Origin of the sequence: Alcaligenes sp. SMD-FA (genome assembly GCF_025960365.1) — a bacterium.
Taxonomy (GTDB): domain Bacteria; phylum Pseudomonadota; class Gammaproteobacteria; order Burkholderiales; family Burkholderiaceae_B; genus Alcaligenes; species Alcaligenes aquatilis.
Genome location: NZ_CP110108.1, coordinates 563,748 through 579,598 on the forward strand (window position 1 = coordinate 563,748; position 15,851 = coordinate 579,598).

A 15,851-nucleotide genomic window follows, 5' to 3' on the forward strand; every position below is an offset into this window, starting at 1 on the left:
AGGCTTTTGGGCGTATCAGGAATGCGTCTTAATTGATGCGCATGCCGGGCTGGGCGCCAGGGAAGGGCTCTAGAATATAGATACCTTGGTCCACGGCGTCATCAGCATGGCTGGCAGCCAGAACCATCCCTTCGGACACACCAAAACGCATCTTGCGAGGAGCCAGGTTAGCTACCAGAACCGTCAGCTTGCCGATCAGGTCGTCGGGTTGGTAAGCCGACTTGATGCCAGAGAACACTTGGCGCAAACGACCTTCGCCAGCATCCAGGCTCAGGCGCAGCAGCTTGTCCGACCCTTCTACGGCTTCACAGCTGACGATCTTGGCAATGCGCAGATCAACCTTGATGAAGTCCTTGATGTCGATGGTGTCGGCAATCGCTTCGCCACCGGGCAGGACGACTGGGGCTGGCGGGGGGGCCAGCAGTTCGTCCACCATGGCGCTGTCTACCCGCTGCATCAGGTGTTTGAATGGAGCGATGTAATCAGGCAAGGCAGCCACGTCATCCCAGACAAAGCTGCGATCCAGACCGAATAGCTCGCGGGCAACGCGATCGGTCAGGGTAGGCAAAATGGCGGTCAGCATGACAGACAGACCCTTGAAGCCAGCCAGGGTGCGCGAGCAAATGTCTTGCAGCGCATCTTTCTGGGCTTGCTCGGCAGTTGCAATGCCTTTGGCCATGACCCAGGGCTGGGCTGTATCGAAAGCCTGGTTGATGATGTCGGCTTGAGCCATGATTTGGCGCACAGCACGGCCGTACTCGCGGCTTTCCAGATCGGCACGGACTTTCTCGGCAACTTCTTTGAGCTGGTTTTGCAGCTCGGAGGTGTCGCCCTGGTAGGCCAGCTTGCCATCAAAGTGCTTGCTAATGAAGTTGGCGGCACGGCTGGCGATGTTGACGTATTTGCCAATCAGGTCGCTGTTGACGCGGGCAATGAAGTCATCAGGATTGAAGTCCATGTCCTCAACGTGCGAGTTCAGCTTGGCGGCCATGTAGTAGCGCATCCACTCGGCATCCATACCCAGTTCCAGGTAGCGCAGGGGTGAAATGCCTGTGCCACGGCTCTTGGACATTTTTTCGCCGCTAACCGTGATGAAACCGTGTACGTTCAGTGCATCAGGCACTTTACGGCCGGAGAATTTCAGCATGGCAGGCCAGAACAGGGCGTGAAAGTACACGATGTCCTTGCCGATAAAATGCACCTGCTCGGTGCTGCCTTCCGGATCCAGCAAGGCATCAAAGTCCAGACCGGCCTTGGTGCAGTAGGCTTTCAAGGAAGCCAGGTAACCAACAGGCGCGTCCAGCCAGACGTAGAAGTACTTGCCGGGCGCATCGGGAATCGGAATGCCGTAGTAAGGCTCGTCGCGGGAAATATCCCAGTCGTTCAGGGACGCTTCGGCCCCTTCGCCTGTACCCAGCCATTCGCGGGTTTTGCCCAGCACTTCCGATTGCAGACGTGGCTTGCCCTGGGCGTTCTTGCCTGTGGTCCACTCTTGCAGGAAGGCCACGCAGCGCGGGTCGGACAGACGGAAGAAGAAGTGTTCCGAGGTCTTTAACACCGGACGCGCATTGGTCAGGGTGGAGTAGGGTTCGATCAGCTCGGTCGGGGCGTAAACCGCGCTACAGACCTCGCAGCTGTCGCCGTACTGGTCCTTGGCGTGACACTTTGGGCACTCGCCCTTGATGTAACGATCGGGCAGGAACATGCCTTTGACCGGGTCATAGAACTGTTCGATGGTGCGTGTATCGATGAAACCGGCACTTTTGAGCGTACGGTAGATATCCTGGGCCAGCTCGACGTTGTCAGGCGAGTCCGTACGGTGCCAGTGGTCGAACTTGATGTTAAAGCCGTTCAGGTAGGTGGGGCGTTCGGCCGCGATCTTGTCTACCAACTGGGCGGGGGTAATGCCCGCGCTTTCTGCCTTGAGCATGATGGGGGCGCCATGGGCGTCGTCCGCACACACAAAATGTACCGTATGTCCCGACATTCGCATGGACCGAACCCAGATGTCGGCCTGGATATATTCCATGATGTGGCCGATGTGAAACGAGCCATTGGCATACGGCAGGGCGGTCGTAACAAATATCGTTCGTGACATGACTTAACAAAATAAAAGAGAAAGGGAACAAGGATTCTACGGTCTATTGGACACTTGTGCAGCGCCAGACCGAGGAATGTCCACGGGTAAAGTGCTGATGAGGAATTGCGAATGATACAAATGCACACACCCTGAGCCTATGACGACTCAGGGTGTTCGGGGGCAATACCTATTCAGCGTTGCTGTGAACCAACTGCTTGGCGCACAGTCAAGAACTGTTAAGGAATCTCGCGCATCTCGATGTCGGTGACATCACGCGAACGTGGTGCTGTCGACTGTTTGCTGGCAGTAGTGGGGCGGCGGCGCTGGTCCCAATAGGCTTTAACGCCGAAAGGACGGCCACTAATACGCGCCACAATGTATAAAATGCCGATCGCAATCGCGGTGGAAACCATGAAGATAAACGCCATGATTGCACCGAAAATTGTCAGCAAGACAAAGAGGGCTGTGCGGATAATCTGGTTAAATGTGCTCATAGGTTTAGTATGACACCATAAGTGTAAAAAAATTCCTCTTGAACCGCTAAATTTCTGGTTTAAAGGTATGGTGATGTTTCTTTATATCAAGGTTTTGTATAAATGACAGTGAGTTCCGAGCGCGTGTTGCAAGCCCTGGCGAGTGTGACCGATCCCAACACGTTAAAGAAGTTATCGGTCGATGCGGGTCGATGCGAACTGGGCATTGACCAGAACCAGGTTGAGCTGACTTTGCATCTGCCCTACACGGCTTATGACATTCAGGGGCAACTGCGCGAACGTATCGAGCAAGCTTTGGCGGGCGTGGGTGCCACCCTGTCCAAGCTGCATTTGAGCCCTCGCATTGGTATACATGCCGTGCAGGAAGGCTTGCGCCCCATGCCCAATATCCGCAACATTATTGCGGTGTCCTCGGGCAAGGGCGGGGTCGGTAAAAGTACGACGTCGGTGAACCTGGCCTTGGCTTTGCATATGCAAGGTGCGCGTGTCGGTTTGCTGGACGCGGATATTTACGGCCCTAGCGTGCCCACCATGCTGGGCCTGCACGAGCGTCCGCGCAGTGCAGACGGCAAGATGATGGAGCCGCTGATTGGCCACGGTCTGCAAGCGAACTCGATTGGTTTCTTGTTGGATGAGGACGCTCCAGCGATCTGGCGCGGCCCGATGGCAACCCAGGCGCTGACACAGCTGCTTACACAAACGCGTTGGGACAATCTGGATTACCTGATCATCGACATGCCTCCGGGCACGGGCGACATTGCCTTGACCCTGTCGCAGAAAGTCCCGCTGACGGGCGCTGTGATTGTGACCACTCCGCAGGATCTGGCGCTGATCGATGCCAAGCGTGGCTTGAACATGTTCCAGAAGGTCAATGTGCCAGTCTTGGGTATCGTGGAGAACATGTCGGTTCACATTTGCTCGAACTGTGGTCACGCTGACCCGGTCTTTGGCCAACACGGTGGCCGCGATATGGCCAGCCAATTCAACGTGCCTTGGCTGGGTGCCTTGCCGCTGGCAATGAGCATTCGGGCTCAGACCGACTCCGGTACCCCTACCGTGATTGCCAGCGCAGACAGCCCCGAGGCTCGGCTCTATCATGAGATTGCCAATCGCGTTTCGGCTAACTTGTCGCAACTACCTCCAGACACGTCGGGGCAGCGCCCCAAGGTTGTTCCTCGTCCTCTTTGAGTACGTATGCGCAAATCCGGCTTTTGCCTGTTGTTCTCGATAGTCCTGAGCCCTGCTGTGTGGGCTCAGTCTTCCGTTCCTGATGTCATTATTGATCCGGGGGGCGTGCCCCCCCAGGCGTTGAAAGAAATTCAGCGTGCGGTCAGTGCCATTACGCGTTTGGCGGAAGATCAGGACTTGGGAGAGGTCTCGCGTCTGCGGCGCCGGGCCCATGATGCGACCGTTTCCGCCTTGCAGACCCAGGGCTATTTTGACTCTGTGGTTACGCTGGAGGTGGGTGAAGATTCCAGCGGGGAATATTGGGACATTATTATTCAGCCAGGTGAAATCACGCGTGTGCGCGACATTGCCTTGGACTTCAAAGGCAAGATCCAGGAGCCGGAATACCAAGTGCGTCTGGAAGGGATCAAGGCCAGTTTTCCCCTGAAAGTGGACGATCCTTTTTTAAATTCAGTCTGGTCGTCGGCCAAGGCGGATTTGTTGGAAAGCGTACAGCGCCAGGACTTTTACTACGCTCGCTATATAGACACGCGGGCGACGGTACTGGCTGACGAAGGGGTGGCCGACCTGTCCCTGAGCGTCGATAGCGGGCCACGGGTTCGCATGGGGCCTCTGGAGACCACCGGCTTGAAGCGAGTCCCCCAGTCACTGGTGGACCGCTACGTGCGCTATACCCCCGGTGACCCCTACGATCAGGACAAGCTGGACGAGTGGCAGCAATCTTTGGCGGCCACCACTTTTTTTCGGGGTGCCTTTGTCACTCTGGATGAGCAGGCCAGCAAAAAGAAAGAGCTTCCTGATGGTGATGTAGAGCTGCCTGTAAGGGTGCGAGTGACCGAAGCACCATCCAAGCAGTTCACCGGCTCTTTGGGTTTTGACAGCGACCACGGAGCGCGTGCCGAAGCCCTGTACCGAAAGAATATTGTGTTTGGCCTGCCCATTTGGTCCGAGGCCGGTCTTGGGGTGGATAAAAACCGCCAGAGGGCTTTTTATGACATCCATTTGCCGCCCACGATTCGTGGCTACAAGAACAGTTTCGGTGTTTTGTATGATCGCTCTGACGTTGAAGGCCTGGACACTGAGCGTTTGGCCTTGGGCTGGAAGCTGCGCCAAGAACGAAAGGCGGCGGGTAATAGCCGCGTTGAGTACGAAACTGAGTGGGGTGTGCTGGGGGCCTGGGACAAGACCAAGATTTCTGGACTGCCCACTCGTGAAACCCCTTCTGCCATTGCAACTTGGCAGTGGCTGCGCCGCGATGTGGACAAGAAATACGATCCGCGCGAAGGCAATTTGATTGACTTTGGTGTCGGTGCTGGTGTCACGCTGGATCGGGGCGAAAGGTTCTACCGCAGCAATTTGCGGCTCCAACAATGGTGGCCGGTTGGGGATCGGGACGTCTTGTCCGTACGCGGGGAAGTCGGCAAAGTGTGGGGGATGACGGATCGGACGCCGCCTGATTTCGGTTATCGCACTGGGGGCGCGCGCAGCATCCGGGGCTATAAATATCAAAGTATTGGTCTTGAACGCAGCGACGCCGTGGTGGGCGCGCCGGCCATGGCGGTTGCTAGTGTGGAGTACACGCATTTTTTCACCAGCATGTACGGCATGCGTGCTTTTGTGGACGTGGGCGATGCGGCGTCCAGCTTTGGTGATATGGACTTGGCCTGGGGTTACGGTTTGGGAGCGGTGGTCCGAACCCCTGCCGGGCCCTTCAATCTTGATCTGGCCTATGGTCAGCGGGACAAACGTTTACGTTTGAGCTTTTCTTTGGGAATCGCATTTTAATGGCTTGGGTTCGGCGCTGGTTCCGATATTTTGCATTGTGGGGCATCCCCTTTGTGGTGGTGGCCCTGCTGCTTGTGTGTGGTTTTGTGTATTGGGTGCTGGCCAGTCAGGTTGGTACCCGTTGGGCGCTGCGCACGGCCTTGCCTTATGCACAGGGCAGTGCACAAGGCGTACGCGGAACGATCTGGGACGGTCTGAGTATCGACCACCTGGTGCTGGCCCTGCCCGATACCCATGTCGATATCGAACGTTTGCGCCTGCAGGCCAACTGGAAAGAGCTCTGGGAGCGACGCTTGCATGTGGTGGAGCTCAGTGCCCATAAAGTGGATGTGGCCTTGACATCCTCGGACGAGCCCAAGTCCGACGCCCCCTTCAAAATGCCTGAGTTGCCTATCAGTATTGCCGTGGACAAACTGGCCTTGGGTCAGTTCCTGTTGACGCAAGATGGTACGCCCTTGCCGGTAGCCATTGCGGATTTGTCCTCGGCTCTGGCTGTGGATTCCGACAGCGCACAGTTGCGTCTGTACGATTTGATGGTGGCCAATGAGTCCATTCGCGCTGGTTTTCAGGGTGAAGTAGAGCTGGCGGGCCTGGAAGCGCCATATCCGGCACGAGCCGATATCCAAATCATTGCTCGTGGTTTGACGGCGGATTCTCCGATTTGCGCCAAGCAGTATTTGCCCGCTTATGCGGAGCAATCGAAGTCCGACCGGCCTGCTGCAAAAGTCGCCGTTGCTCAGTCCACAACGACAGCCGCTGCACAAACGCTGAAAGCCAATGCCAATGCCAATGCCAAGGCTGCGGCGGCCTCTGTTGCGGCACAAACTCCTCAGCAAAGCCAAACCAAGGCCAACACGCAGGGCCAGCTCGCCCCTGACAGCCAATCGGTCGATCAGCCTGTAGATACCCCTAGTGCCGCCGGAGTCATCAGCTCCGAGCCCGGGGGCAGTGCAGGTCTTGTTGATGAAGAACGTATCCAGGAGCCGGTTGCTGTTCCTGAGCCCGAGCCTTTGCCCGATTGTGTGGTCAATGCGCAAATCACCTTGAATGGCTCTTTGGAACAAGCCACCTTGCTACTTAAGGGGCATGGTCAGGGTTATAGCCTGGACGCCAGTGCAGAATTGAGCCCGTTGGATTCCGTACCCGTGCGTCAGGCCAAGCTGGCCGTGAAATTGCCAGACGAGTCCTTGCTGGATGCAGACTTTGCCTGGGATGCCACACAGGAGGGTGTGCACGTTCAGGATCATTTCAAAGGTCAGTTCAGCAGCAACAAGCTGGACTTGCATGCATTATTAGGCGATGTCTTGCCTGACGCTCTGCTCAATAGTCAGGGCAAGTTTGATGTGGTGCTGGCGGATAAAGAACAAATACTTTCTGCGGATGTCGATATTCAACTGCTGCAAGGCAGCCGTTGGAACAAACAACCGGCGATTGGGCAGATCAAGGCGAAAGCGGCCGCACCAGCGCAGCCGGGTGAGCCGACCTGGTGGCGTCAACTGCACTTGAGCGATGTGCTGACTGATTTGAAAGTGGGCGATAACCAGGTGCTCTTAAAGGGCGATTTGGGTATAAGCGGCACGGCGGCGCTGGATTTGCAAGTCAAGATGCCCAAAGCAGAACAATTGTGGCCCGGCCTGGAGTTGGGTGTGGCATCGGCGCAAGGCCAACTGCGTGGCGACGTGTCGCGCCACACCTTACAGCTACAAGGCCAATACGATCTGGGTGGCAAAGACAGTACTCAGCTGGGTCAGGGCATCGCGCAAGCGGATCTGGCCTTGGAAGGCGGCTGGCATTTCGCCGATCAAGGCAAGGCAGCCTACTGGGATGGCCAGCTAAGCCGTTTGCAGGCTGACCATGCAGGTCTGGCTGTGCGTTTGCAGTCGGCTATGCCACTGCGTTTTACGGATGCACTGCGTGCACCCGAGCCAGCGCGAAAAGAATCCCTTGCCAAGACAGATGCGACGTCTGCAGAACAGCCGGCGGTAGAGCCTGGCGTGGCTCCGGCCCCGGCTTTGGCGAATGAAGGAGCCAGGCCGGTCGACGAAGTACAACAGGGTGCGGGTACTGGCTCGGTAGTCAATGCGGCAGATGGTAGAGCGGCACAAACTGACAAAGCGGCATCGATGGAGGGTGGTGCAGCCGCAGCGCGCGCTGCCCGGCCACCTCTGGAGCCCTGGTCGGTTCGCGTGGGTGCGGCTACCTTGAGCACCTCCGTCGACGGCGAGCCTTGGATCAATCTGCGTCATCAGGAATCCACGTATCAGCCGGGACAGTGGGCCAGCCGGGGTGAATTGCTGGATCTGGTCTTGTCCGAACCTCGCATCGCGCGTTTGTTGCGCAAGGTAGGGGTGCGGGAAGATCCGGAGAAAGCCAAAGGGGGCGGGGTCAAGATTGCCAGGAACAAGAAAACCCAGCCGCCTGAAATTGATATCAAAGCCCGTTGGGACCTGAAGTTCAATGGCGCCTTGGCTGGGCAAGTGCGTGTGGATCGTGTCGCGGGTGATGTCCAGGTTTTTGCCGAACCTCCCATGTCTCTGGGCCTGGAGGATCTGAGCATCGTCATTGATGCGAAACCTACCTCGGGTACTACCAGCCGTCTGGATGCTCAGATGGATGTGCGTACCAAGGACATGGGCTACGTCACTGCCAAGGCTCAAACCCCCATTCACGGGCTGACCCTGGACGAGAACGATCGCAAAACGGTCAGCATTCAAGCCAATATTGATGACCTGAGCTGGACGCGCCTGTTCCTGGGTGATGCCATGGAATTGGGCGGCCGTCTGAATGCGGACGTGAATATTGATGTGGGCGCGAAATGGGCCTGGACCAGCCGAGGCACGGTAACGGGCCGCGAGTTGCGCTTTACTCGTCTCGATGACGGTATCCGTTTGATTGACGGGCAGTTGGATGCCAGTTTTGATGGCGATATTTTCCGCTTGGATTCGCTGACTTTCCCGGCTCGTCTGCGGGTAGAGCCGCAAGAGTGGCGTACGGCTACGTGGCTGAAAGAGAGTCCGGATGCCAAGGATGGCAAGCTGACAGTGTCCGGGCAGTGGGACTTGGGTACTCAGCAAGGGGCATTTGGCGTCGATATTTTCCGTTTCCCCATTTTGCAACGCTCTGACCGTTACGCCATGATGTCCGGCAATATCAATCTGGACATGGAGCTGCCTCGTATTGCGATTACCGGCAAGGTAGTGGCTGATGCAGGATGGTTCAATCTGGATATGTTGGGCGGCATTCCCACGGTAGATAGCGACGTGGTGATTGTGCGGGCTGGCGATGAGCCTGCTGCCGAGCCATCTCAGGCCGCCACTGATATGAGTATGGACATTGATGTGGATTTGGGCCGACGCTTTTATCTGACCGGTTATGGTGTGAACTCGGGCTTGGTCGGCAATCTGCGGATCACCATGGCCGGTGGCAAGTTAACCGGCATTGGCGCCTTGCGTACTCGTGGTGGTCGTATCGAACTGTATGGGCAGAAGCTCTTGCTCAAGCGCGGTACGGTGACGTTTCAGGGCGACATCACCTCGCCCATCCTGGATATTGAAGCCGTGCGTACCGGGCTGGCGGTAGAAGCAGGTGTTAAGGTGGTTGGCACGGCGCGCAGACCCCGAATCGATTTGGTGTCCTATCCGGAAGTCAGTGAAGTTGAAAAGCTGTCCTGGCTTTTGTTGGGCCATGGCCCGGATGACTCCGGTGGCGATATGGCCTTGTTGCTCAGTGTGGGCACCTCTTTTCTAGGGGATGGCGAGCCCTTTTACCGCAAGTTCGGTATTGATGAGGTGGCCATGCGCTCAGGCGACCTGGGTAGTGCTGGTAGCATCTTGCCAGTCGAAAGTGTGGTCAAATCCCTGAACAGTGGCACCAGCAATGAAGAGCGTAAGTTCATTGCAATTACCAAGGCGTTAACGGCCGATTTTTCGGTCAGCCTGGAGCAGGCCATGGCCGATACCGGCACGGTAGGTCGGGCCAGCTACCGCTTGGCGCGGGGCCTGACCGCTGAAGTCAGCGCGGGTACGGTAAACGGTCTGGCCCTGATTTACCGCTGGTTCTCGAAAGATTGATGCAGGCTGCCCGGCTTCAAACGGGCAGCCAATTGTGGTGCAAATGATATATTTGCGCCGCAATTGGCTTGTGTGTGTATCTAAACGATAAAATAACCGGTTACTGATTTAAGGCGGCTAATTTCTTATGAGTATCAAAAGCGACCGTTGGATTCGGCGGGCTGCTGCCCAAGGCATGATCGAACCTTTCGAGCCAGGCCAAGTGCGCAATGTAGACGGACAACGTATCGTCAGCTACGGCACCAGCAGCTATGGTTACGATGTGCGTTGTGCCAGCGAATTCAAGATTTTTACCAACATCAATTCGACCATCGTGGACCCCAAGGCCTTCGATGAAAAGTCCTTTGTGGATTTCGTCGGTGATGTGTGCATTATTCCGCCCAATTCTTTTGCGCTGGCCCGTACGGTTGAGTACTTCCGTATTCCTCGCAGTGTGCTGACCATGTGTCTGGGCAAAAGCACCTATGCCCGTTGCGGCATTATCGTGAACGTGACTCCGCTGGAACCCGAGTGGGAAGGCCATGTTACCTTGGAGTTTTCCAACACCACCCCGCTGCCAGCCAAGATTTACGCCGGTGAAGGGTGCGCACAGATGCTGTTCTTTGAAAGCGATGAAGTGTGCGAAGTGTCGTACCGCGACCGCGGCGGCAAATATCAGGGTCAACAGGGCGTTACCTTGCCCCGTACCTAGGAGTTCTGGATGAAGTTTCGTTTTCCTATCGTCATCATCGACGAAGACTACCGTTCCGAAAATACGTCGGGCCTGGGCATTCGAGCCCTGGCCTCGGCGATAGAGGCCGAAGGCGTAGAGGTTCTCGGGGTCACCAGTTATGGTGACCTTAGTTCTTTTGCGCAACAGCAAAGCCGCGCGAGCGCCTTCATTTTGTCGATTGATGATGAGGAATTCGATGTGGATTCCCCGGAGGATGTTGCCAACGCGATCAAGAACCTGCGCTCCTTTATTGGTGAGCTGCGGTTTCGCAACGAGGACATCCCTATTTATTTGTATGGCGAGACACGCACCTCGCAGCATATCCCCAACGATATTCTGCGCGAGCTGCACGGCTTTATTCACATGTTCGAGGACACGCCCGAGTTCGTGGCGCGCCATATCATCCGTGAGGCCCGCTCCTATCTGGAAAGCCTGGCACCGCCGTTTTTCCGCGAACTGGTCAAATACGCGTCTGATGGTTCCTACTCCTGGCACTGTCCAGGGCACTCGGGTGGCGTCGCTTTTCTGAAAAGCCCGGTAGGTCAGATGTTCCACCAGTTCTTTGGTGAAAATATGCTGCGTGCCGATGTCTGTAATGCGGTCGACGAGCTGGGGCAACTGCTGGACCACACTGGCCCGGTTGCCGATGCCGAGCGCAACGCGGCCCGTATCTTTCATGCCGATCACTGTTTTTTCGTGACCAACGGCACGTCCACCTCTAATAAGATTGTCTGGCACGCCAATGTGGCCAATAACGATGTGGTGGTTGTGGATCGCAACTGCCATAAGTCGATTCTGCACGCCATCACCATGACGGGCGCTATCCCGGTTTTTCTGCGCCCCACGCGCAACCACTTGGGCATTATTGGTCCTATCCCGCAAGAAGAGTTCTTGCCAGAAAACATTGCGCGCAAGATTGAGGCCAACCCCTTTGCCTGCAAGGCCAGGAACAAGAAACCTCGTATTCTGACGCTAACGCAAAGTACCTACGATGGCGTGATCTACAACGTGGAAATGATCAAGGAAACCCTGGATTCCAAGATCCCCACGCTGCACTTTGATGAAGCCTGGTTGCCGCATGCGGCTTTCCACGACTTCTATCACGACATGCATGCTATTGGTGCCGATCGTCCACGCACCAAAGACACCATGATTTACGCCACGCATTCCACGCACAAAATGCTGGCTGGTTTGTCGCAGGCGTCCCAAATTACGGTGCAGGATGCGGAAAACCGCCCTTTGGACCGCAACGTATTCAACGAAGCCTACCTGATGCATACCAGCACCAGCCCGCAGTACGCGATTATTGCGTCCTGTGATGTGGCTGCGGCCATGATGGAGCCGCCCGGTGGCACCGCGCTGGTTGAGGAAAGCATTTGCGAGGCCATGGACTTCCGTCGTGCGATGCGCAAGGTCTCCAAGGAATATGGCGAGAGCGACTGGTGGTTCAAGGTCTGGGGGCCGGACAATCTGCCCGAAGAGGGCATAGGCGAGCGCGATGACTGGATTTTGCGCTCTGACGCGCAATGGCATGGCTTTGGCAAGTTGTCGACCAACTTCAACATGCTGGATCCGGTCAAAGCCACAGTCGTGACTCCCGGCCTGGATATTTCCGGCACCTTTGCCGAGCAGGGTATTCCTGCGGCTCTGGTTTCCAAGTATCTGGCCGAGCACGGCGTGGTGGTGGAGAAAACCGGCCTGTACTCCTTCTTTATTCTGTTCACCATTGGCATTACCAAGGGTCGCTGGAATACCTTGCTGACGGCCTTGCAACAGTTCAAGGATGATTACGACCGCAACCAGCCCATGTGGCGTATTTTGCCGGACTTTTGCAAAACCCAGCCCACCTACGAGCGGATGGGCTTGCGTGACCTGTGTCAGCAGATTCACCAGGCTTACCGCAAGTACGATCTGGCCCGCCTGACCACCGAGGTCTACCTGAGCGACATGATTCCCGCTCTGAAACCCTCGGACGCCTATGCCAAGATGGCGCATGGCGACATTGAGCGTGTTGGTATTGACGAGCTGGAAGGTCGTGTGACGGGTGTTTTATTGACGCCTTACCCACCCGGCATTCCTTTGCTGATTCCTGGCGAACGCTTTAACTCGCGTATTGTGGAATATCTGCAATTTGCGCGCGAGTTCAATGCCCGCTTCCCTGGCTTTGAAACCTATGTGCATGGACTGGCGCAGGATATTGGCCCCGATGGACTGCCGCGCTACTACGTAGATTGCGTGCTTGAGTCTGAAACCAACGAGTAAACCCGCGTGATTCCTTTTTTTGATGTTGCCGTCATCGGCGCAGGTGCGGCCGGTATGATGGCTGCCAGTATCGCAGGCCAGCGTGGTCTGCGAGTGGTATTGATTGATCACGCTGAGAAGCTGGCCGAGAAAATCCGTATTTCAGGTGGAGGGCGTTGCAACTTTACTAATACGGGGACTTCGCCAGAGAACTTCCTGTCCAAGAATCCGCATTTTTGCCGTTCCGCCTTGGCGGGCTATACCCCCCAGGATTTTCTGCAACTGGTGCGAGAGTACCGCATCGGTTTTCATGAAAAGCATAAAGGCCAGTTGTTCTGTGATGATTCCAGCGAGTCCATCATCCAGATGCTGCGTCAGGAGTGTTTGAAAGGGCAGGTATCCTGGCGCATGCCCTGTTCGGTGCAGTCCATTGGCCGCACGCAAGAAGGTTTTGTGCTGCGCACCAGCCAGGGCGATTTGAATGCCTTGCAGGTGGTGATTGCCACAGGCGGCATGGCGATTCCGCAGCTCGGTTCCACGGATTACGCTTTGCGTATGGCACGTCACTTTGGTTTGAAAGTGATTGAACCGCATCCGGCCTTGGTTCCCTTGACCTTTGATGGCCGGGATTGGAAACCCTTTTCGGCCTTGAGCGGTATGGCTTTGGAAGTGGAAGTCAGCACAGGGCAGGGCAAGCAGCGTCAAGCCTTTTTGGAAGATTTGCTGTTCACGCACCGTGGCCTGTCCGGGCCGGGTATCTTGCAGATTTCTAGCTACTGGCAATCGGGTGAAAGTATTAGTGTAGATCTGGCCCCCGGTCAGGATATTGCTCAGCAGTTATTGGATTTGAAGGCGGGTAACCGCCAGCAACTGGTCACGGTCTTGTCCACCTTGTGGCCACGCCGTCTGGTCGAGCAATGGTTGGATACCTCGGACTTGTTGCCTAAAGGCGTGGGGCAACAACGTCTGGCGGATCTGCCCGATCGCGTATTGCGTGCAGTAGGGCAGGTTATTAACGCTTGGCAGTTGAAACCCAGTGGCACCGCAGGCTATAAAAAGGCGGAAGTGATGAGCGGTGGCGTGGATACACGCGAGCTCAATCAGAAAAGCATGGAAGCACGTAAAGTACCTGGCCTGTTCTTTATTGGTGAAGCGGTGGATGTCACCGGTTGGCTGGGTGGGTATAACTTCCAATGGGCCTGGGCGTCTGCAGCAGCGTGTGCACGCGCACTGAAGGTGCAGGCAGGTCAGAGCTAGGAAAGCGAGTGGAAGCGGCAAGACGCAGTCTTTGCGGTCGCTTCTGACATTAACAGGATTGTGGGCTGGTGAGTCTGGGAGGCGATATGCAGTTGCCAGGAGATAGAAAGTACGTAGTAAGCCATGAGTGGGCCAAGGATGAGGACGGTATTGTGCTGGTTGGCATTACCGATTTTGCTCAGGATCAGTTGGGCGATTTGGTATTTGTGGGTGACTTCACTCCAGGTACGCGTTTGGCTGCGGGTGCAACGGCGGGTGTGGTGGAGTCGGTGAAAGCGGCCTCGGATATTTACGCGCCTGTGGCGGGCGAGCTGGTGGAGTTCAACCAAGCCTTATCCGATGCCCCGCATCTGATCAACGAAGCTCCGTTTGATACCTGGATTTTCAAGCTCAAGGCTGACAATCCAGCCGATCTGCAAGGCTTGCTGGATGGCCCCGCCTATGCGGCTGTGGCCGAATAAGTTCAGATATTGATCTGACAGGAAGGCGTGTTGGCCCTGCTTGTTCCAGTCGGGCTGATCGTACAAAAAGGCCTGAATCCGATTTCACGGATTCAGGCCTTTTGTGTGGTTCTAGCCTGCGAGTCTGAGCTTGGGACGGGGCAGATGGCTGCTTGAAACACGTGCCTGGCTTCTGTCAGAGAACCTGAAATTTAGCCACGGGTGGGCTTGAGTTCCCGTGTCCATTGATCTCCAGATTGGTGGGGTTTCGGCGTCGCTCTTGCTCCTAACGACGGCGGCGATAGGTCACATAGTCGTAAGTGAAGCCATTTTCCTCGGGCTGGGGCAGACGTTCTACTTCCTGCCATTGGCCAACGGGTAGCTCTGGAAAGAAGGTGTCGCCGTCCACATCAGCCTTGATCTCGGTTGCGATCAGCTCTTGCGCCATAGGCAGGGCCAGACGGAAGAGCTGCTCGCCACCAATCACGCAAGCGGCGTCGAAGCCAGGGCAGGCGGCCAGCGCGTCGTCTAGATTGCTGAATACCTGTGCGCCTTCTGCCTGGTAATCCGCATTGCGGCTGATCACCAGGTTCGGGCGGCCGGGCAGGGGACGGCCCAGCGACTCCCAGGTCTTGCGACCCATGATGATGGGCAAACCCATAGTCACGCGCTTGAAGTGCTGCAAGTCTGAAGGCAGACGCCAGGGCAGGTCGTTATCCTTGCCTATGCAGCGATTAGCGGCATAGGCAACGACCAGACGAATAATAGGGCTGGAACTCATACGGCAACAGGCGCCTTGATATGGGGATGTGGGTCGTAGTCGGTGATTTCGAAGTCTTCGTACTCGTAATCAAACAGACTGGCAGGTTTGCGTTTGATCGTCAGCTTGGGGTAGGGACGCGGTTCACGTGACAACTGCAGTTCGGCCTGCTCGAAGTGGTTGGAGTACAGGTGGCAGTCGCCGCCTGTCCAGATGAAGTCGCCTACCTCCAGATCGCATTGCTGGGCCATCATGTGGGTCAGCAAGGCGTAGCTGGCAATATTGAAGGGCACACCCAGGAAAATATCTGCACTGCGCTGGTAGAGCTGGCAGGAGAGTTTGCCGTCGGCGACATAGAACTGGAACAGGGCGTGGCAAGGAGGCAGGGCCATCTGGCCGACATCGGCCACGTTCCAGGCCGAGACGATCAGCCGACGCGAATCGGGATTTTTGCGGATCTGTTCCACCAACTGGCTGATCTGGTCGATGTGACGACCATCGGGCGTAGGCCAGGAGCGCCATTGCACGCCATAGACCGGGCCCAGATTGCCGTTCTCGTCGGCCCATTCGTCCCAGATGGATACGCCGCGTTCCTGGAGCCAGCGTACATTGGACTCACCGCGTAAAAACCACAGTAATTCAATAAAGATACTGCGGGTATGCAGCTTCTTGGTGGTGATCAGCGGAAAACCCTGCGACAGATCGAAGCGCATTTGGTGACCAAATACCGAGTTTGTGCCGGTGCCGGTGCGATCCCCTTTTGGGGTACCTTGGGTGTAGACCAGGCGCAGCAGGTCTTCGTAGGGATAAAGGGACATGTGTGT

The 15,851-nt window shown here is 56.3% G+C and carries 11 protein-coding genes; 7 read left to right on the plus strand and 4 right to left on the minus strand.

Annotated features, from left to right (window positions below; all coding sequences use genetic code 11):
- Nucleotides 1-28: 28 nt before the first annotated feature.
- Together metG and OKX01_RS02570 are read right to left on the minus strand one after the other, a co-directional pair.
- Nucleotides 29-2,098 (minus strand): methionine--tRNA ligase, encoded by a 2,070-nt coding sequence (metG, locus tag OKX01_RS02565; RefSeq protein ID WP_264672408.1) that lies wholly within the window; start codon nt 2,096-2,098, stop codon nt 29-31.
- A 218-nt stretch (nt 2,099-2,316) separates the two neighbouring features.
- Entirely contained in the window at nt 2,317-2,574 is a 258-nt protein-coding gene (locus tag OKX01_RS02570; protein ID WP_094195566.1) for a hypothetical protein, read from the minus strand.
- Between the two features lie 102 nt (nt 2,575-2,676).
- Between OKX01_RS02570 and apbC the strand changes: the two genes are divergently transcribed.
- From apbC to gcvH, 7 genes are all read left to right on the plus strand, one after another.
- On the plus strand, nt 2,677-3,762 hold the full coding sequence (gene apbC, locus OKX01_RS02575; RefSeq protein WP_094195567.1) for an iron-sulfur cluster carrier protein ApbC: 1,086 nt from the start codon (nt 2,677-2,679) through the stop codon (nt 3,760-3,762).
- A 6-nt stretch (nt 3,763-3,768) separates the two neighbouring features.
- On the plus strand, nt 3,769-5,547 hold the full coding sequence (locus tag OKX01_RS02580; RefSeq protein WP_264672409.1) for an autotransporter assembly complex protein TamA: 1,779 nt from the start codon (nt 3,769-3,771) through the stop codon (nt 5,545-5,547).
- Entirely contained in the window at nt 5,547-9,617 is a 4,071-nt protein-coding gene (locus OKX01_RS02585) for a translocation/assembly module TamB domain-containing protein (RefSeq protein WP_264672410.1), read from the plus strand. The genes OKX01_RS02580 and OKX01_RS02585 overlap by 1 nt, the downstream gene beginning before the upstream one ends.
- Nucleotides 9,618-9,744: 127 nt before the next feature.
- Complete coding sequence (gene dcd, locus OKX01_RS02590; protein ID WP_094195570.1) at nt 9,745-10,308, plus strand: dCTP deaminase; 564 nt, start codon at nt 9,745-9,747, stop codon at nt 10,306-10,308.
- A 9-nt stretch (nt 10,309-10,317) separates the two neighbouring features.
- Complete coding sequence (locus tag OKX01_RS02595) at nt 10,318-12,591, plus strand: arginine/lysine/ornithine decarboxylase (protein WP_264672411.1); 2,274 nt, start codon at nt 10,318-10,320, stop codon at nt 12,589-12,591.
- A 6-nt stretch (nt 12,592-12,597) separates the two neighbouring features.
- Nucleotides 12,598-13,827 (plus strand): NAD(P)/FAD-dependent oxidoreductase, encoded by a 1,230-nt coding sequence (locus OKX01_RS02600; protein WP_264672412.1) that lies wholly within the window; start codon nt 12,598-12,600, stop codon nt 13,825-13,827.
- An 86-nt stretch (nt 13,828-13,913) separates the two neighbouring features.
- Entirely contained in the window at nt 13,914-14,288 is a 375-nt protein-coding gene (gene gcvH / locus OKX01_RS02605) for a glycine cleavage system protein GcvH (RefSeq protein WP_086060363.1), read from the plus strand.
- Nucleotides 14,289-14,553: 265 nt separating this feature from the next.
- Here the strand turns inward: gcvH and OKX01_RS02610 are convergent, their stop codons facing one another.
- Nucleotides 14,554-15,048 carry a dihydrofolate reductase gene (locus OKX01_RS02610; protein WP_108728142.1) on the minus strand — a complete coding sequence of 165 codons (495 nt, stop codon included), beginning with the start codon at nt 15,046-15,048 and terminating at the stop codon, nt 14,554-14,556.
- On the minus strand, nt 15,045-15,845 hold the full coding sequence (locus OKX01_RS02615; RefSeq protein ID WP_094195574.1) for a thymidylate synthase: 801 nt from the start codon (nt 15,843-15,845) through the stop codon (nt 15,045-15,047). The genes OKX01_RS02610 and OKX01_RS02615 overlap by 4 nt, the downstream gene beginning before the upstream one ends.
- Nucleotides 15,846-15,851: the final 6 nt, after the last annotated feature.

Bases quoted from the DNA above. Each gene is read 5' to 3' on its own strand.
- OKX01_RS02615 (WP_094195574.1), bottom strand. From the start codon at position 15,845: ATGTCCCTTTATCCCTACGAAGACCTGCTGCGCCTGGTCTACACCCAA.
- OKX01_RS02610 (WP_108728142.1), bottom strand. From the start codon at position 15,048: ATGAGTTCCAGCCCTATTATTCGTCTGGTCGTTGCCTATGCCGCTAAT.
- apbC (WP_094195567.1), top strand. From the start codon at position 2,677: ATGACAGTGAGTTCCGAGCGCGTGTTGCAAGCCCTGGCGAGTGTGACC.
- OKX01_RS02580 (WP_264672409.1), top strand. From the start codon at position 3,769: ATGCGCAAATCCGGCTTTTGCCTGTTGTTCTCGATAGTCCTGAGCCCT.
- dcd (WP_094195570.1), top strand. From the start codon at position 9,745: ATGAGTATCAAAAGCGACCGTTGGATTCGGCGGGCTGCTGCCCAAGGC.
- metG (WP_264672408.1), bottom strand. From the start codon at position 2,098: ATGTCACGAACGATATTTGTTACGACCGCCCTGCCGTATGCCAATGGC.
- gcvH (WP_086060363.1), top strand. From the start codon at position 13,914: ATGCAGTTGCCAGGAGATAGAAAGTACGTAGTAAGCCATGAGTGGGCC.
- OKX01_RS02595 (WP_264672411.1), top strand. From the start codon at position 10,318: ATGAAGTTTCGTTTTCCTATCGTCATCATCGACGAAGACTACCGTTCC.
- OKX01_RS02570 (WP_094195566.1), bottom strand. From the start codon at position 2,574: ATGAGCACATTTAACCAGATTATCCGCACAGCCCTCTTTGTCTTGCTG.
- OKX01_RS02585 (WP_264672410.1), top strand. From the start codon at position 5,547: ATGGCTTGGGTTCGGCGCTGGTTCCGATATTTTGCATTGTGGGGCATC.